We start from the raw sequence: 15,981 nt of genomic DNA, 5'->3' as shown, positions 1-15,981 counted from the left end.
GCCCGTATAATGCGCAGCCAATCGTAGATTAGAAGCCGGAGAGAGCCCATGCGTCCTGCAGGCAGAGCACCACAACAAGTTCGCCCACTGACACTGACCCGTCACTATACCAAACACGCTGAAGGCTCAGTGCTGGTTGAGTTTGGCGATACCAAAGTTTTGTGCACCGCCACGGTAGAAGAAGGCGTTCCGCGCTTCCTGAAAGGTCAGGGCCAGGGTTGGATCACCGCCGAGTACGGCATGTTGCCGCGCTCCACCCACAGCCGTAACGCTCGCGAGGCCGCAAAAGGCAAGCAGGGCGGCCGTACGCTGGAAATCCAGCGCCTGATCGCCCGTTCGCTGCGTGCGGCGGTCGATCTGAAAAAACTGGGTGAGTTCACCATTACTCTCGACTGCGATGTACTGCAGGCCGATGGCGGTACCCGTACCGCCTCCATTTCCGGTGCCTGTGTTGCGCTGGCTGATGCGCTTAATGCGTTGGTTGCTGCGGGCAAACTGAAGGCCAACCCAATGAAAGGGCTGGTGGCTGCGGTGTCTGTCGGTATCGTCAAGGGCGAAGCGCTGTGCGATCTGGAGTACGTTGAGGACTCTGCGGCAGAAACCGATATGAACGTGGTCATGATGGAAGACGGCCGCATGATCGAGGTGCAAGGCACCGCCGAGGGCGAACCCTTCAGCCACGATGAGCTGTTGGCGCTGCTGGCGCTGGCCCGAGGGGGCATCGAAACCATCTTCCAGGCGCAGAAAGCGGCGCTGGCAGAGTAATTTTTAAGGCGACTGAAGAGTCGCCTTTTTTACGCCCGACGGTCGGGCGGCAGTAATGACAGATCTAACAGACCCAGACGAGGAGAAGCAGTAATGAAAGCCTATCAGCGCCAGTTTATCGAGTTCGCGCTTAACAAGCAGGTATTGAAATTCGGTGAGTTCACTCTGAAATCCGGCCGTACCAGCCCGTATTTCTTTAATGCCGGCCTGTTTAATACCGGGCGTGATCTCGCGCTGTTAGGGCGCTTCTACGCCGAAGCGCTGATGGACTCCGGCATCGATTTTGATCTGCTGTTTGGCCCGGCATACAAAGGTATCCCGATCGCCACCACCACGGCGGTAGCGCTGGCGGAACACCATGAGCGTGACGTGCCTTACTGCTTTAATCGTAAAGAAGCCAAAACCCACGGCGAAGGCGGCACTTTGGTGGGCAGCCCGCTGCAGGGCCGAGTGATGCTGGTGGACGATGTGATCACCGCCGGCACCGCAATCCGCGAGTCGATGGAAATCATCGGCGCCAGCGGTGCGACGCTGGCCGGGGTATTGATCTCCCTTGATCGTCAGGAGCGCGGGCGTGCGGAGATTTCGGCTATTCAGGAAGTTGAACGCGACTATCACTGTAAGGTGATTTCTATCGTGACGCTGAAGGATCTGATTGCTTATCTGGAAGAGAAACCGGAAATGGCGGCGAGTCTGGCGGCGGTGCGCGCCTATCGTGAACAGTACGGGGTTTAATGCGCGATTCACTTTGCCGGGCGCGTTAAACGCGCCCGGCAAAGGGCTTATTGCAGCTGTGCCGCCAGCAGCGGCCAGCGGCCGTCGAAGTCTTGCGTAGGACGATAACGGAACTCGGAACGCACGTAGCGTGACAGCATGCCTTCGCAGAATGCCAGCAGTTGGCTGGCAAGCAGCGTTTCATCCACGATAAAGCCTTTGCCTTCCCGCAGTTTGCGCTCTTTCAGCACCTGCCGCAGTTGCGCCTCTATACGTTCAAACAGCTGGCTGATCCTGCCCTGCAAGCGATCCTGCTCAAACATCAACGCATGGCCGGTCATGATGCGGGTCAGGCCAGGGTTACGTTCGGCAAACCCCAAAATCAGCAACAGAATCAGGCGCAGGCGGTTAAAGGTTTCTTTTTCGTCCTGCAGGATCAGGTTGATGCGCGTTATCAGGCTGTCTTCAATAAATTCGATCAGACTGTCGAACATCCGTGTTTTGCTGGGAAAATGCCGATACAACGCAGCTTCGGAGACACCGACGTTAGCGGCCAACTTCGCGGTGGTGATACGCTGGCTGCCGTCGCTGGATTCCAGCATCTGGGCTAACGCCTGCAGTATTTCCTCGCGCCGGTTCCTTTTGGTATTTTCTTTTTCTGCCATGTCTGATTAGACCCTTGCTAAAACTGCTTAGACTTTCGGAAACCCGCGCACCGGCCATTGCAGAGAGATCTCTGTGCGGCTTATGTGATAGCTTTTTTACGATGCTGGGGTCAGCGGCCTTAACGACCTGTGTTCTCCGCGCGACCTGGTGTGCGCTGTAATCGTTGCCGGACAAACCTTGCCAATATACCCGTCATACTTGAAGCTGCATCTGTGTTGGCTGCACCTACTCATCTGAATCACTTACCACAGTAAGCTCACCCCGTAGGGGCCAGCGCAAGCGCTGTTCAACAAAGCCACGGCTTTGTTGTGATGCAACTCCAATCATTTTGGGTATAGAGATATCCTTCTCTCTGGGCGGCAAGGTTTCGGACGACATTTCCCTGCCGGCCATCAAGCCTTGGGCTGCGCTTAGTGGCGGCCAGAGTGGCCAAAGCCACCAGCGCCACGTTCGCTGCTGTCGAACTCTTCTACCAGATTGAACTCAGCTTGCACAACAGGCACAAAGACCATTTGCGCGATACGTTCGCCGGGTTCAATGGTGAAGGATTTTTGGCCGCGGTTCCAGACGGAAACCATCAACTGACCCTGGTAGTCTGAGTCGATCAGGCCAACCAGGTTGCCCAACACCACGCCGTGCTTATGGCCCAAACCTGAGCGTGGCAAGATCACCGCAGCCAGATCGGTATCGGCAATGTGAATAGCCAGACCGGTAGGCAGCAGCGTGGTTTCACCTGGAGCCAGTTCAACCGCGCTGTCCAGACAGGCGCGCAGATCGAGGCCGGCTGAACCTGGGGTGGCGTAGGTCGGTAAAGGGAAATCCTGTCCGATACGCGGGTCGAGGATTTTAACGTCGATTTTTTTCATCATAACGGCTGACTATCTCGTCTATTAAACGTTGGCCAAGGAGTGCCTTATCGCTCAGCGCCAGGCGCTTTTCTCCATCCTGCCAAAAAAGGTGCAAGGCATTGGTGTCACTGTTAAACCCATGCTCTGCAAGCGATACATCATTAGCGCAAATTAAATCCAGTTTCTTACGCGCCAGTTTTTGTCGCGCGTATTCTTCCACATTCTGGGTTTCGGCGGCAAACCCCACGACAAAGGGTCGATTTTTAGTCATTGCGGCGACGCCGGCAACGATGTCGGGGTTTTTTACCATTTTGAGGATGATTTCATCACCCTGTTTTTTTATTTTTTCACCGGCGATCTGCCCGGCACGGTAATCGGCTACGGCGGCACAGGAAATGAAAATATCCTGCTGAGCGACGCGCTGCTGCACCGCCTGCTCCATTTCCAGCGCGCTGATGACGTCTACCCGGGTTACCCACGGCGGCGTCGGCTGGTTGACCGGCCCGGTCACTAACGTGACTTGCGCACCTCGTGCGGCGGCGGCCCGGGCGATAGAGAAGCCCATTTTACCCGAACTGTGGTTGCTGATGAAACGCACCGGGTCCAGCGCTTCACGCGTTGGACCCGCGGTGATCATAATCTTTAAATGTTGCAGATCTTGCGAAGCGGAGAAATGACCGTTCGCCAGATCGACGATGTCCAACGGATCGAGCATGCGGCCAGGGCCAACATCACCACAAGCCTGGCTGCCGCTGTCCGGGCCCCACAGCAATATGCCGCGTGCCTGCAGCGTTTGCAGATTGGCCTGGGTGGCGGCGGCGCGATACATCTGCTGGTTCATGGCGGGCGCTGCGGCTATCGGCGCGTCGGTCGCCAGGCAAAGGGTTGTCAGCAGATCGTTGGCCATGCCGGCGGCGACGCGTGCCAGCAAATCGGCGGTGGCCGGGGCCAAAATCACTAAATCCGCCCACTTGCCGAGCTCTATGTGGCCCATCGCGGCTTCGGCGGCAGGATCCAGCAGATCGTCGGAGACCGGATAGCCTGAAACTGCCTGCAGCGTCAGCGGCGTGATAAACGCTTTCGCCGCGCTGGTCATTACCACACGTACTTCCGCGCCTCTGTCACGCAGGCGGCGCACCAGCTCTGGGCATTTGTACGCGGCGATGCCGCCACTGATGCCAAGCACAATATGTTTGCCGGAAAGTCCCGTCATCATGATTGTCCGATTGAAAACCGAAAGATGCGCCATTTTAGCATAACCGCCCGGCAGGTGAGTGATTCCGCTGCTTCTGCAGCCCGTTACATTGCGCTTTGCGCAGTACTTCGCAATGTTATCAAACACCTGTCGTTACCCTTCGCGCTGCGTGGCATGCTTTGACGCTTTCGGGGGGATGATGATGAGCAGTCAGGTAATAACTTTGTGGCCGGGAGCGCTGGCGCCCCGGGAAAAATTGCTGCGTTACGGTGCGGCGGCGCTGTCCGATGTGGAGTTGCTGGCCATTTTTCTGCGCACCGGGTTCCCCGGTCTGCATGTCATGCAACTGGCGGAGCAGCTGTTGGAGCAGTTTGGCTCGCTGTACCACCTGATGTCGGCGGACCATCAGGTTTTCTGCAGCCACAAAGGGTTGGGCAATTCGAGTTATGCGCAGTTGCAGGCGATTTCAGAATTGGCGTTTCGCTTCTTTTCCAGTCACCTGACACAGGAAAACGCCATGCTCAACCCAAAAATAACCCAGCATTATTTGCAAAGCCTGCTGGCGCACCGTGAGCGGGAGGTGTTTCTGGTATTATTTTTAGACAATCAGCACCGCGTTATTCGCCATCAGGAGATGTTTGCTGGTACCATCAGCAGCGTCGTCGTGCACCCGAGAGAAATTGTGCGTGAAGCGTTGAAGGCTAATGCGGCCGCCATTATTCTGGCGCATAATCACCCTTCGGGTAAGGCTGAGCCCAGTCACGCTGACCGTTTGATAACAGAGCATGTGGTTAATGCCTGCCTGTTATTGGAGATCCGAGTGCTCGATCATTTGGTGATAGGTCGGGGTGAGTGCGTCTCTTTTGCCGAGCGCGGATGGCTTTAAGCGATTTTTTCGCGATCCTTGAGGGATCTTTAGCTGTTCGGGACTTGAGCACTTACGCCTCAGAGCGTATACTACGCCACCTTTGAGAATCTTGGGTTTGGCGTAAGGGCCTATCTCAGCAGGTTTCTAACCTGATGTGTGGTTTCTGACCTGATGACGGGAGTCTCCTCAGTATGGAGTTTGCTGAGATGGGCTCTAAAAGCCTGACGAGGCGGCCATACCCTATACGAAGCTCGAGCTGATTTGATTTTTGGAGAATAGACATGTCCCGAGTCTGCCAAGTTACTGGCAAGCGCCCGGTGAGCGGTAACAACCGTTCCCACGCAATGAACGCGACCAAGCGCCGTTTTCTGCCGAACCTGCACTCACACCGTTTTTGGGTTGAGGCTGAGAAGCGCTTTGTAACGCTGCGTGTATCTGCTAAAGGTATGCGTGTTATCGATAAGAAGGGTATTGAGACGGTCTTGGCCGATCTGCGTGCCCGTGGTGAGAAGTATTAAGGAACTGCATCATGGCTAAAGGTGTTCGCGAGAAGATCAAGCTGGTTTCTTCTGCTGGTACTGGTCACTTCTATACCACCACGAAGAACAAGCGTACTAAGCCGGAAAAATTGGAACTGAAGAAATTCGATCCAGTTGTCCGTCAACACGTACTGTACAAAGAAGCTAAAATTAAATAATTTTAGTGGATTAATAAAAACCCGGCTTAGGCCGGGTTTTTTGTTTTATAAGGGTAGGAAACCGACGGGAGAGTGCCAGATGCCTGAATTACCAGAAGTTGAGACCAGCCGACGTGGGATTGAACCTTATCTTGTTGGCCATAGCATTCAATATGCTGTGGTGCGCAATGCGCGGCTGCGCTGGCCTGTTTCCGAGCAAATTCTGGCGCTGAGCGACCGGCCGGTACGCAGCGTGCAACGCCGCGCCAAGTATCTGCTGATTGAACTGGACCAGGGTTGGATTATCGTCCATTTGGGGATGTCCGGCAGCCTGCGTATGCTGGCCGAGGAAACCGAAGCCGGTAAGCACGACCACGTTGATCTGGTGATCAGTAACGGCATGACGCTGCGTTATACCGATCCCCGCCGTTTTGGCGCCTGGCTGTGGTGTGAAGACCTGGCAACCAGCAACGTGCTGGCGCATCTTGGGCCGGAACCGCTGAGTGAAGCCTTCACTGGCGCCTACCTGTACGAAAAATCACGCAACAAGCGTACGTTGATCAAACCCTGGCTGATGGATAACAAGCTGGTCGTGGGGGTTGGCAATATCTACGCCAGCGAATCCCTGTTTACCGCTGGGATCCTGCCCGATCGTCCGGCCGGTTCGCTGAGTAAAGCGGAAGCTGAGCTGCTGGTGGAAACCATCAAAGCGGTATTGCTACGCTCGATTGAGCAAGGTGGCACCACGCTGCGCGATTTCCTGCAGTCGGACGGTAAACCAGGCTATTTCGCGCAAGAATTGCAGGTGTATGGTCGTGCGGGTGAGCCTTGCCGCGCGTGCGGCACGCCGATTGAATCCGCTAAACACGGGCAGCGCAGCACTTTCTTCTGCCGGCGCTGCCAACGCTGATTATTGTGCGGCGAGCTTTTCCATCAGTGCCTGGGTGACCACGTCCGGCAGGAAAGGTGCGATATCGCCGCCGTGACGCGCCACTTCCTTCACCAGGGAGGAAGAGATAAACGACCACTCTTCGGAAGGCATCAGGAACACGCTTTCCAGCGTCGGCATCAGATGGCGGTTCATGTTCGCCAACTGCAATTCATATTCAAAGTCAGAAACCGCACGCAGGCCGCGCACCAGAATGTTGGCATTTTGATGGGCGGCAAAATGCGCCATCAGTTCACTGAATCCCAACACTTCGACATTATCCAGATGCGATGTCACCTGGGTGGCTAACGCCACGCGTTCTTCCAGCGTGAACAGCGGTTTTTTGCTGGGGCTGGCGGCAATGGCGAGAATGACGTGATCGAACATCAATGATGCGCGCGTCACCAAATCCAGGTGGCCGTTGGTCAGGGGATCGAAAGTACCGGGATAAATGGCTTTACTGGTCATGATTCACTTCTCTGAAGAGTTGCGGCCCAATGCCCACAATGCGGCATATTTATTGAAGGTATATTGCGCGTTGACCACGGCTAACAGCAACCCCTGTTTACCGTCGAGGAAGCCGGCGCGCAGCAGCCAGGTTTTGCAAAAGGCGCCGAGAGTATGGGTCAGTATTGAGGAATAACCGCAGCGCTTGCCGGCCTGATGACGCTGATTGGCCCATTCTTCGGCATAACGCAGCTGTTTGCGTTGGAAGGCGAAAAAGTCACGACAAGTCAGGTGCAGCAGATCGCCGCTGAGGGGGACCACTTTCGCGGTGCCTATATTGAGCGATTCATGCACCAGGTCGTCGTTATAGCGAAAGCGTCGGTTGGCGTACAGCCGGTTGACGCGATCCGGATACCAGCCGCTGTGACGCATAAAACGCCCAAGGAACAGGTTGCGACGCGCACAGCTGTAGACCTGATTGTCGTCGGGTGCGGCCAACGTCTGTTCAATTGACTGGCGCAGTTCAGGCGTGACGCGCTCATCGGCGTCGAGCATCAGAATATAGTCGTGGCTGGCGTAGCTTTGGGCCCGTTGGCGCTGTTTGCCGAAGCCCTGCCAGTCGGTATGGACGAACACTTTGGCGCCGAGGCTTTCGGCAATGGCGATGCTGTCATCCTGGCTGCCTGAATCGAGAATGACCACTTCGTCCGCCCAGGCCACAGAGTGCAGACAATCCGGCAGCAGCCCGGCTTCGTTCTTGGCGATGATCACCACCGACAGGCTTTTGCGGTCGCTCATTTAATGGCTCCGTGGCGGCAGGTGCGGTTCCAGCAGTTGCAGCAGGCGCTGCAGCGCTCCCTGATTCTGATACAGCACTTCCACTGCGTGGCGGCCGTAATAGCGGCGATAGTCTTCGTCGGTGAGCAGGGTGGCGACTTCCTTGACCAGAGAGTCTTCGTCGGTCACGGTGATCAGCCCTTCGGCCTGCGACAGCTTGGCGCAGATATCCTTGAAGTTGAAGATATGCGGCCCCATCAGTACCGGAATTGCGTGTGCGGCGGCCTCCAGCGGATTATGCCCGCCGCGTTCTACCAGGCTGCCGCCGACAAAGGCCAGATCGGCAATGCCGTACAGCAGCATCAGTTCGCCCATGGTATCGCCAATCACCACCTGGGTGCTGCCGGAGGGGATTTCACCGCTGCTGCGCAGGGTGTAGCTGAAACCGGCTTTCTGCACCAGTTCTTTGGCGGTAGGGAAACGTTCAGGATGACGCGGCACCAGAATCAGCAGCAGGTCGGGGTGCTTTTCCAGTAACTTGCGGTGCGCCGCCAGCAGAATGGTTTCTTCACCTTCATGGGTGCTGGTCGCGATCCACACCGGGCGACGCGGTGCCCACTGGCGGCGTAACGTGATCGCGCGTGCAGCCAGCTCGGGAGTGACGGAAATGTCGAATTTCAGGCTGCCAGTCACGGTCAGCTGTGAGCGCTTCAGGCCAAGTTCGATGAAGCGTTCGCCATCTTCCTGATTTTGCGCTGCGATCAACGTAATGCGGCGCAGCATGTCGCGGACAAAACCGCCGATTTTTTTATAACCGGCCGCAGAGCGGGCAGAAAGGCGTGCGTTGGCGATCACCAGCGGGATCTGACGCTGGTGCAGCGCGTTAATCAGATTTGGCCACAGCTCGGTTTCCATGATGATAACCAGCTTGGGGTTCACCTGATCGAGGAAACGGCGCATGGAACCGGGCAGGTCGTAAGGCAGATAAACATGATGAACGTCTTTACCGAAAGCGGACTGAACGCGCTCTGAACCTGTTGGCGTCATCGTGGTCACAGTAATCGGTAAATAGGGATAGCGGTGGCGCAGTGCGCGGACCAACGGGATGGCGGCCAGCGTTTCCCCCACGGAGACGGAGTGCAGCATGATGCCGCCCGGCACCACTTTTCCGGCGCAGAAGCCATAGCGTTCTGCCCAGCGTTTACGGTAGGCTGGAGCTTTGCGGCTGCGCAGCAGTAAGCGGAGCCAGATCAGGGGTTGGATGAGGTAGAGTAGTACCTGATATAAACGCAGCAACATTCTATCAATTTCATTTATATGGGTTAGTCAGAATAGTACCATAACCGGAAGGGAAAGGCGCTAATTTGGTAACCTTTGGTGTCAGTTTCAGACAACAGGCGAGAGATTTCGCTGATAGGCTTGGAATGAAGAATATTTTAATTATTCGCCGTGACAATATTGGCGATCTTGTTTGTACGACTCCTCTGATTGAAGGGGTGAAAATTGCCTATCCGGATGCCAAACTTTATCTGTTAATCAATAAAGTCAGCCAGGATGTCGTTAAAAATAACCCGCACCTTGAAAAGGTTTTTGTCTATAAAAAGGCAAAGCACAAGACGAAAAATGAAACCACATTAGGGGTTTATTTTGAACGTCTGATGATTTTTCTTAAGCTGCGTAAAATAAAGTTCGACGCGGCGATTCTGGCCAATCCGGTTCCTTGCAAGTACAGCCTGCGTTTGGCGAAAATGGCGGGGGTAAGCAATATTATTGGCGCAGATTTAGGCACGTCTGATATTCATCATCCTTTCCGCAAGCAAGATTTCAGCGGCAAGCATCAGGTAGAACATACCTACAGCTACTTATCGGCGATTACCGAACAGCGTATCCCGATCCCGCCGGTCCGCGTGTTCCTGACCCCGGAAGAACGCCAACAGGCAGCGCAGCGTATGCAAAAACTCTTGCCGCCGGTCGGGCGAGTTTGCGCGGTCCATATCAGCAGTCGCAGCCCTAAACGACGCTGGCCGATAGAACGCTATGCCGAAATTATCAATCGCTTAGTCGCCGATCAAAACACCGCAGTGCTGATCTTCTGGTCCCCGCAAGGCACGCTGACGCCTGATGATATTGGTGACCAAAAACGTGCAGAACAGCTGTTGGCGCTGTGTCAGAATGAACATATCGCGCTTTATCCTACGGCCTCGGTGCGGGAATTACTCGCCGGTTTTGATTTATGCGACAGGGTGTTGTGCAGCGACGGCGGGCAGATGCATCTGGCCGCGGCGTTGAATAAAGATATGGTGGTGTTCTTTGGCGATACGAATAAAGAATCCTGGCATCCATGGACTGGGCGTTATCACATTCTGCAAACCGAGTCGGGTGATTGCATTGATGTCACTGTTGATGATGTCTGGCAGAAAATAAAAACGTTCGATTAATTAAAATAAAGGCAGGAATTCCCTGCCTTATTTATTTTTTAAGTGCCAAATAGCTCTGGCAAATAGATTCAAGCCCGTAGCTCAGTAACTGTTGGTGATTAATTTCAGGCGGTTGGGCGTAAATTTCCGCCATTTTTTCTGCCAGCGATTTTTCATTGAGTTCCGCCAGTGCGTTACCCATTCCGGCATTTTCCAGAATTTCCGCAGGCCCACCCGGGCAGCCTGTACTGACCACCGGCGTACCGCATAGCAACGCTTCCACCAGCACATTGCCAAAGCCTTCGCTGTCGGAACTGAGCACCAACAACGACGCGTGCCGAATAAACGGATAAGGGTTGGCCTGGAAACCGAGGAACAGTACGCGGTCGGCGATGCCCAGTTGGCTTGCCAGCTGTTTCACTTCCCCTACGTTGGCTTCGCTGCCGGCGCCAATCAGTGCCAACGGCGCCTGGATGCCCGATTGCGCATAGGCTTTCAGCAGGCGATCGTGCCGCTTGTGCGGATGAAAGCGCCCGACATGCACCAGATACTCCTGACCCGCCAGTTCACAGGGTTCCGCCGCCTGTTGTTCGATGGCGGCAATATCAAACGGATTGTTGATTACAGCCAATCGGTTCGGGTGGATAGGCAGGTTTTGTTGCAGATCTTCACCGACGGCTTTTGAGACGGCAACGATATTTTGGCCCTGGTAAACGCCGGCGATTTTCCGCTGTTTCAACCAACGATCCAGGCCCTTGCGATGACCGAGATAAGAGGTCGATAGCATGCCGTGGATGCAAAACCACAGGCGATCCGAAGAGAGCAGCTTGCTGCGGCTGACGATGCGATCGGTTTTATGCAGGTTCGAGAACACCAAATCATAGGCGCCCTGCCGGCGTTCGTTGTCGGCAATCACCCGATCCAGCGCGGCGGCGCGGCGTGACAGTTCGGTCAGTTTGCGCCAGGGTGAGCGGCTGCGATCCGCCACCACCTGATAATGAACGCCAGGAGGGATAGGGTAGTTACAGACGTCGCGAAGCGAAATCAGGCTGACGTCATTGCCCATTTGCTGCATGCCCTGGCACAGCGTCAGCACCACTTTTTCTGCGCCGCCGCCGGGCAGGCCGTCGATAATCATCAGAATACGCATCGTTAATCCAGCAGCCGGTTATAGAGGGAGATCAACTGTTCCGACAGGTGCGCCGGGGTGGCAGACATAATACGCAACCTCGCGGCTTCGCCCATAGGCGAGCCCAATGCCTGACGAGGCAGTGCCTTGATCGCCGCGACCAGGGCGGGAACATCCAGCGCATCGGTTACGAAGCCGTTTTCTCCCTGGGCGATAAATTCCGCGCCACCGCAGGTGGTGCTGGTGATGACAGGCAGACCGCAGGACATCGCCTCCAGAATCACATTGGGGAACGGGTCGTACAGTGTGGGCAGCAGCAGAGCATCAGCCACCTGATAGAACGGCAGCGTCTGTTTTTGCACGCCCATAAACCGCACCCGATCGCCGCATCCCAGCGATTGTGCCAGCGTCTGATAGCGTTTTTCAGCCTTGTCTTTACCGACGACCAGCAGATAGCTGTCTGTAGACGCGACGGCGCGGATGGCGGCGGTCAGCCCTTTACGTTCAAAGCCGGAGCCAACGAAAATCAGGCAATGCGCTTGTTGAGGGATCTGGTATTGCCGACGTAATTGCTGCCGCTGATCGGGCGTGGCGGGCAGAAATTTTTGATTATCAATGGCGTTGTAGATCACCGTGATTTTATCGGCCGGTACCCCAAAGTCGTCGATGATCTCCTGCTTAATCATTTCTGCGTTGCAGATGACCGCTTTCAGCTCCGGCGCGGCATACATCGCACGTTCCGCACACATTACGTAACGGTGATAGCGGTTGGAAAACAGCCATTTGCGGCGCCATTCGGGCAACAAGCGCGCCCTCTGCAACAACCAGCGGCGGTGCACGCCATCACCGGCGCGGTAAATATCGCAGCCGGGAATGCGTTCGTGGCTCTGCACCAGATCGAATTTCTCTTTCTGCCATAGCGCTCTGGCGGCCTCGGCAAAGCCGCGTTCACGGCTGATGCGTCCAAGCTTTAGCGGATTGCACAAATGAATATGCCAGTTCGGATGGGTGTCACCCTGCCATTCGCGGGTGATAACGTTCAGATCGAGATCCTGCTGCTCCAGCGCTTCCAGGGCGCGTGAGACGAAACGCTCCGCTCCACCGTCCGGGCGGTACTTCTGACGAACGATCGCCAAACGAAATGCTTTCATGCTAGCCGGCTCCGCGCGGCTGCAATCACCGCGTCTGTAGGTATAAGGTCCAGGTAACGTTCATCAGTGCCGGTATTGATGGCGTCGGGATCGGGCAAGGTGCCGAAGTCGCCGGCCCATATCACGCAGCCGTTAACCTGCCATGGGCGCCAAAACACCAGCTTGGAAGGACCAAACAGTGCAATGCAGGGTGTCTGCAGTGCAGCGGCCATGTGCATGGGCACCGAATCTACACCGATAAACAGTTTAGCGTGGTCGATCAGGGCGGCAAGCTGACGCAGCGTTAACTGGCCGGCCAGCGAAACTACGCCCTGCGGGGGACAGAGTGCCAGAATGCGCTCCACCATTTCCCGCTCTTTTGTGTCCGGCCCCGAGGTGATCACCAACCGGTGGCCGTCGGCCTGCAACGCGCTGACGGTGGCGGCCATTTTTTCTTCGCTCCAGCATTTGAAAAACCAGCGGGAGGTGGGTTGTACCACGATATAATCGCCGCTAATGCCCTGTTGCCGTAACAACTGTTCGCAGGTCTGCCAGTCCTGCGGCGGATAACTCATGGTCACCTGCTGGCTGAGGGCGGGCAGGCCGAGCGGTTGTAACAGCGACAGATTTTGCTCAACGGTATGCAGCCGCGCGTGATCGCTTACCGGCACCAAATGCGTGTGGCAATGGCGCCATAAGAAGCCTCGCCGCTTGGGGAAATCGAACCCCAGTCGAATACGCGCTCCGGTCAGGCGGGCGATAATGGCGCTACGCCACTGATCGGCCAGATTGACCACCAGATCGTAGCCTTGGCCTTTGAGTTGCCGGATCAGATTAAGCTCGTGGCGCAAATGGGCTTTCGTACCCTGTTTTTTCCACTGGCGATCGATAACGAAGATATTCGACAGCGCCGGGTGGCTGGCCAGCATATCCTGGGTTTCTTTATACAGCAGCACGTCGATCTGCGCCTGCGGGTAGTTTTGCTGCAGGGTATTGATCACCGGCGTGGTCAGCAACATGTCGCCGTGATGGCGAAGCTTAACGATCAGAATACGCTGTATTGAGGTATCAGGAGCTAGGGCTGGCGCGTCGTTCATCATGAGTCGCTTTCAGGGAAACCAATCTTTGATTCTAAATGACCCGATCGCATGTGGCTACTGTTGCACGGTTTTCTTGCCGCGAAGTGAAAAAATAGCGTGGAGGAGAGACAAAAGGCCTTCAACGTTGTCCAAATCAGGCAGTAAAGTCGTTTGCCCTGGCGAAACGCCCTGCGTAACATAATGCATATCTGTTGATATCAGGCCCGATATTTATGACTAAACCGGCATTTCTCATCACTATTGATACCGAAGGCGACAATCTGTGGCAAAACCACGATCGCATCTCGACCGAAAACACGCGCTTTTTGCCGCGCTTTCAGGCGTTGTGTGAGAAATATGGCTTCAAGCCGGTGTACCTCACCAACTATGAAATGGCGGTAGACGCCGAATATGTCGAGTTTGCCCGCGATGTGATTGCGCGCGGTACCGGGGAAGTAGGAATGCACCTGCATGCCTGGAACAGCCCGCCTCTGACGCCGTTGACTGACGATGACTGGCGACACAAACCTTATCTGATCGAATACCCGGCCGATCAAATTCGCGCCAAGGTCGATCATATGACCAAGCTGCTGGAAGATGCTTTCCAGACCAAAATGCTCAGCCACCGCGCCGGGCGCTGGGCGTTTAACGAGTACTATGCGGCGTTGTTGCTGGAATACGGTTATCAGGTAGATTGCTCGGTCACGCCACGCGTCAACTGGCAATATTCACCGGGCAACCCGCAAGGGAAAGGTGGCACCGACTACCGGCACTTCCCGTCACGGGCGTATTTTATCGATCCGGAAAATATCGCCGAAACGGGGGCTTCAACGCTGCTGGAAGTGCCGATGAGCATCCAGTATAAGCATTCGGCGCTGATGAATACGATCAAGCAGGGCTATGATCGGTTGCGCGGCAAGCAGCGTTCACCGTCGGTAAACTGGCTGCGGCCAAGCGGCGGCAATCTGGAAAAAATGCAGCGGGTGGCTGAGCGTTGTTTGGCGCAGGGGCATGACTACGTTGAATTTATGCTGCACTCTTCCGAGTTTATGCCCGGCGGCAGCCCGACGTTTAAAACCGAGCAGGATATTGAAGTGCTGTACCGCGATTTGGAGCAACTGTTCGCCTGGCTGCAACAGCGTACGGTGGGTATGACGCTAGCCGAGTACTATCAACTTAAAGTGAACTGAAATGTCGAAGCAATGGAAAGTAAAGCTGGCGAATGCCTGTCTGCGGCTTTATACGAACCTTGGCAGTAATTTTAAAGATAAATACACGTTCGACAAAAAACGCGAGTTTGACCGTATCGCCATCTTCTCAACTACCGCGTTGGGCGATTTGATGTTCAATACGCCTGCCATCCGCGCCATACGTGAACGCTACCCTGCAGCAAAAATCACGCTGATCTCCAGCTATAAGAACGGCGGCCTGGTGGGTACCAGCCGCTATTTTGACGACGTCATTTATTGGGATCATAAAGCCAAGGATATGCTCAGCGTCATCTGCCGGCTAAAGAAAAATCGGCCGCAGTTGGCGGTGATTCTGCATTCCAAAGCCCCTTATGATGTGATCACCGCTATATTTTCCGGCTGCGAATATCTGTTTAAAGATGCGTATAAAAACGATCTGACCGGCATGGAGCAATGGCTCACCGGCACCAGCACCCGTGGAAAAGGCCATCTGATTCAGCGCAAGTTGGACCTGGTGGGGCAGTTGGGTTGCGATACGCAAAACCGGGAAATGTTTATCCCGGTAGATTTCCCGTTGCAGGAAAAACAGCCAGGCAAGGTGGTGATTGGGTTCCAGATGGGCGCGTCCGAACCCTTGCGTTGTTGGCCGGTCAGCCGGTTTGTCGGATTGGCCAAAAAGCTGTTGGCCCGTTCGCCGGATTACCAGATAGCCCTGATTGGCACGCCGAAAGAAAAGGCGATTGAGCATGAGTTTATGGCAGGGTTGACGGCGGAAGAGCAAACCCGGGTTATCAGCCATATTGGTAAAACTACGTTGCCGCAACTGTTGGCGGTGATGAAAAATATGGAGGTGCTGGTTACCGGCGATACCGGGCCGCTGCATCTGGCCATTGCGCTGAAAACCAAAACCGTCAGCCTGTTCGTGACGGCGAATCCGAAGCAAACCGGGCCCTATCAGAACACCGAGTTGCATCAGGTAATGTATGTGCCGATAGATACGCAGAACCTCAGTGAAGAACAACGTCATCAGCCTTTGAGCATTATCAGCAGCGAAGAAGTGATGGAAAGAGTGTTGCGAATAGTTGTCGAATAAAAAAACGTCGGTTTTATTGATCGATGCAAGGGAAGGCATGACTGCCAAAAAAATGAGTT

At 55.2% G+C, this 15,981-nt stretch carries 18 protein-coding genes; 9 read left to right on the top strand and 9 right to left on the bottom strand.

Annotated elements, in window-relative coordinates; translation table 11 throughout:
• The first annotated feature begins 48 nt into the window (after positions 1–48).
• Both rph and pyrE read left to right on the top strand, forming a co-directional pair.
• Positions 49–765 (top strand): ribonuclease PH, encoded by a 717-nt coding sequence (gene rph, locus D4100_RS24645; RefSeq protein WP_004953365.1) that lies wholly within the window; start codon positions 49–51, stop codon positions 763–765.
• Between the two features lie 93 nt (positions 766–858).
• Positions 859–1,500 (top strand): orotate phosphoribosyltransferase, encoded by a 642-nt coding sequence (gene pyrE, locus D4100_RS24640; RefSeq protein ID WP_004953362.1) that lies wholly within the window; start codon positions 859–861, stop codon positions 1,498–1,500.
• 47 nt (positions 1,501–1,547) lie between these two features.
• On the opposite strand, the gene slmA is transcribed toward pyrE, so the two are convergent.
• From slmA to coaBC, 3 genes are all read right to left on the bottom strand, one after another.
• Positions 1,548–2,144 carry a nucleoid occlusion factor SlmA gene (gene slmA / locus D4100_RS24635; protein ID WP_006320137.1) on the bottom strand — a complete coding sequence of 199 codons (597 nt, stop codon included), beginning with the start codon at positions 2,142–2,144 and terminating at the stop codon, positions 1,548–1,550.
• A gap of 411 nt (positions 2,145–2,555) precedes the next feature.
• Positions 2,556–3,014, bottom strand: coding sequence for a dUTP diphosphatase (gene dut / locus D4100_RS24630; protein WP_043912776.1), 459 nt, complete (start codon positions 3,012–3,014; stop codon positions 2,556–2,558).
• Positions 2,992–4,209 (bottom strand): bifunctional phosphopantothenoylcysteine decarboxylase/phosphopantothenate--cysteine ligase CoaBC, encoded by a 1,218-nt coding sequence (coaBC, locus tag D4100_RS24625; protein WP_199685737.1) that lies wholly within the window; start codon positions 4,207–4,209, stop codon positions 2,992–2,994. The genes dut and coaBC overlap by 23 nt, the downstream gene beginning before the upstream one ends.
• A gap of 181 nt (positions 4,210–4,390) precedes the next feature.
• Between coaBC and radC the strand changes: the two genes are divergently transcribed.
• From radC to mutM, 4 genes are all read left to right on the top strand, one after another.
• Complete coding sequence (radC, locus tag D4100_RS24620) at positions 4,391–5,074, top strand: RadC family protein (RefSeq protein ID WP_006320129.1); 684 nt, start codon at positions 4,391–4,393, stop codon at positions 5,072–5,074.
• 263 nt (positions 5,075–5,337) lie between these two features.
• Positions 5,338–5,574, top strand: coding sequence for a 50S ribosomal protein L28 (rpmB, locus tag D4100_RS24615; protein WP_004931195.1), 237 nt, complete (start codon positions 5,338–5,340; stop codon positions 5,572–5,574).
• A gap of 11 nt (positions 5,575–5,585) precedes the next feature.
• Positions 5,586–5,753: a 50S ribosomal protein L33 gene (gene rpmG / locus D4100_RS24610; protein WP_002208990.1), complete on the top strand. Its 168-nt coding sequence runs from the start codon at positions 5,586–5,588 to the stop codon at positions 5,751–5,753.
• Positions 5,754–5,832: 79 nt separating this feature from the next.
• Positions 5,833–6,642, top strand: coding sequence for a bifunctional DNA-formamidopyrimidine glycosylase/DNA-(apurinic or apyrimidinic site) lyase (gene mutM, locus D4100_RS24605; protein ID WP_006320127.1), 810 nt, complete (start codon positions 5,833–5,835; stop codon positions 6,640–6,642).
• Here the strand turns inward: mutM and coaD are convergent, their stop codons facing one another.
• From coaD to waaA, 3 genes are read right to left on the bottom strand one after another with little or no spacing between them, the layout of a single operon-like run.
• Positions 6,643–7,128 carry a pantetheine-phosphate adenylyltransferase gene (coaD, locus tag D4100_RS24600; RefSeq protein ID WP_006320126.1) on the bottom strand — a complete coding sequence of 162 codons (486 nt, stop codon included), beginning with the start codon at positions 7,126–7,128 and terminating at the stop codon, positions 6,643–6,645. It lies immediately after the preceding gene.
• 3 nt (positions 7,129–7,131) lie between these two features.
• Positions 7,132–7,905: a glycosyltransferase family 2 protein gene (locus tag D4100_RS24595; protein ID WP_006320125.1), complete on the bottom strand. Its 774-nt coding sequence runs from the start codon at positions 7,903–7,905 to the stop codon at positions 7,132–7,134.
• Complete coding sequence (waaA, locus tag D4100_RS24590) at positions 7,906–9,183, bottom strand: lipid IV(A) 3-deoxy-D-manno-octulosonic acid transferase (protein WP_006320124.1); 1,278 nt, start codon at positions 9,181–9,183, stop codon at positions 7,906–7,908. It lies immediately after the preceding gene.
• 125 nt (positions 9,184–9,308) lie between these two features.
• Here waaA and D4100_RS24585 point away from each other — a divergent pair, with 125 nt between their 5' ends.
• Entirely contained in the window at positions 9,309–10,322 is a 1,014-nt protein-coding gene (locus D4100_RS24585) for a glycosyltransferase family 9 protein (RefSeq protein ID WP_119805436.1), read from the top strand.
• 31 nt (positions 10,323–10,353) lie between these two features.
• Here D4100_RS24585 and D4100_RS24580 read toward each other — a convergent pair whose 3' ends face one another.
• From D4100_RS24580 to rfaQ, 3 genes are read right to left on the bottom strand one after another with little or no spacing between them, the layout of a single operon-like run.
• Positions 10,354–11,451, bottom strand: coding sequence for a glycosyltransferase (locus D4100_RS24580; protein ID WP_119805435.1), 1,098 nt, complete (start codon positions 11,449–11,451; stop codon positions 10,354–10,356).
• A 2-nt stretch (positions 11,452–11,453) separates the two neighbouring features.
• Positions 11,454–12,581 carry a glycosyltransferase family 4 protein gene (locus D4100_RS24575; RefSeq protein ID WP_006320117.1) on the bottom strand — a complete coding sequence of 376 codons (1,128 nt, stop codon included), beginning with the start codon at positions 12,579–12,581 and terminating at the stop codon, positions 11,454–11,456.
• The gene (rfaQ, locus tag D4100_RS24570; protein WP_119805434.1) at positions 12,578–13,660 is read right to left on the bottom strand and encodes a putative lipopolysaccharide heptosyltransferase III; all 1,083 of its coding nucleotides are present in this window, start codon (positions 13,658–13,660) and stop codon (positions 12,578–12,580) included. Before rfaQ ends, D4100_RS24575 begins: the two co-directional genes overlap by 4 nt.
• A gap of 212 nt (positions 13,661–13,872) precedes the next feature.
• Between rfaQ and D4100_RS24565 the strand changes: the two genes are divergently transcribed.
• Positions 13,873–14,829 carry a polysaccharide deacetylase family protein gene (locus D4100_RS24565; RefSeq protein ID WP_006320113.1) on the top strand — a complete coding sequence of 319 codons (957 nt, stop codon included), beginning with the start codon at positions 13,873–13,875 and terminating at the stop codon, positions 14,827–14,829.
• A gap of 1 nt (position 14,830) precedes the next feature.
• Entirely contained in the window at positions 14,831–15,922 is a 1,092-nt protein-coding gene (locus D4100_RS24560; RefSeq protein WP_006320111.1) for a glycosyltransferase family 9 protein, read from the top strand.
• Positions 15,923–15,981: the final 59 nt, after the last annotated feature.

The sequence above is a fragment of the Serratia inhibens genome (assembly GCF_003591175.1).
Lineage (GTDB): Bacteria > Pseudomonadota > Gammaproteobacteria > Enterobacterales > Enterobacteriaceae > Serratia > Serratia inhibens.
The sequence above is the reverse complement of the archived record's forward strand: the minus strand, read 5'-3'. Positions and strand labels throughout refer to the sequence as shown.

What these genes read in the sequence shown, in the direction of transcription:
- rph (WP_004953365.1), top strand. Translation starts at nt 49, where the DNA reads ATGCGTCCTGCAGGCAGAGCACCACAACAAGTTCGCCCACTGACACTG.
- pyrE (WP_004953362.1), top strand. Translation starts at nt 859, where the DNA reads ATGAAAGCCTATCAGCGCCAGTTTATCGAGTTCGCGCTTAACAAGCAG.
- slmA (WP_006320137.1), bottom strand. Translation starts at nt 2,144, where the DNA reads ATGGCAGAAAAAGAAAATACCAAAAGGAACCGGCGCGAGGAAATACTG.
- dut (WP_043912776.1), bottom strand. Translation starts at nt 3,014, where the DNA reads ATGATGAAAAAAATCGACGTTAAAATCCTCGACCCGCGTATCGGACAG.
- coaBC (WP_199685737.1), bottom strand. Translation starts at nt 4,209, where the DNA reads ATGATGACGGGACTTTCCGGCAAACATATTGTGCTTGGCATCAGTGGC.
- radC (WP_006320129.1), top strand. Translation starts at nt 4,391, where the DNA reads ATGAGCAGTCAGGTAATAACTTTGTGGCCGGGAGCGCTGGCGCCCCGG.
- rpmB (WP_004931195.1), top strand. Translation starts at nt 5,338, where the DNA reads ATGTCCCGAGTCTGCCAAGTTACTGGCAAGCGCCCGGTGAGCGGTAAC.
- rpmG (WP_002208990.1), top strand. Translation starts at nt 5,586, where the DNA reads ATGGCTAAAGGTGTTCGCGAGAAGATCAAGCTGGTTTCTTCTGCTGGT.
- mutM (WP_006320127.1), top strand. Translation starts at nt 5,833, where the DNA reads ATGCCTGAATTACCAGAAGTTGAGACCAGCCGACGTGGGATTGAACCT.
- coaD (WP_006320126.1), bottom strand. Translation starts at nt 7,128, where the DNA reads ATGACCAGTAAAGCCATTTATCCCGGTACTTTCGATCCCCTGACCAAC.
- D4100_RS24595 (WP_006320125.1), bottom strand. Translation starts at nt 7,905, where the DNA reads ATGAGCGACCGCAAAAGCCTGTCGGTGGTGATCATCGCCAAGAACGAA.
- waaA (WP_006320124.1), bottom strand. Translation starts at nt 9,183, where the DNA reads ATGTTGCTGCGTTTATATCAGGTACTACTCTACCTCATCCAACCCCTG.
- D4100_RS24585 (WP_119805436.1), top strand. Translation starts at nt 9,309, where the DNA reads ATGAAGAATATTTTAATTATTCGCCGTGACAATATTGGCGATCTTGTT.
- D4100_RS24580 (WP_119805435.1), bottom strand. Translation starts at nt 11,451, where the DNA reads ATGCGTATTCTGATGATTATCGACGGCCTGCCCGGCGGCGGCGCAGAA.
- D4100_RS24575 (WP_006320117.1), bottom strand. Translation starts at nt 12,581, where the DNA reads ATGAAAGCATTTCGTTTGGCGATCGTTCGTCAGAAGTACCGCCCGGAC.
- rfaQ (WP_119805434.1), bottom strand. Translation starts at nt 13,660, where the DNA reads ATGATGAACGACGCGCCAGCCCTAGCTCCTGATACCTCAATACAGCGT.
- D4100_RS24565 (WP_006320113.1), top strand. Translation starts at nt 13,873, where the DNA reads ATGACTAAACCGGCATTTCTCATCACTATTGATACCGAAGGCGACAAT.
- D4100_RS24560 (WP_006320111.1), top strand. Translation starts at nt 14,831, where the DNA reads ATGTCGAAGCAATGGAAAGTAAAGCTGGCGAATGCCTGTCTGCGGCTT.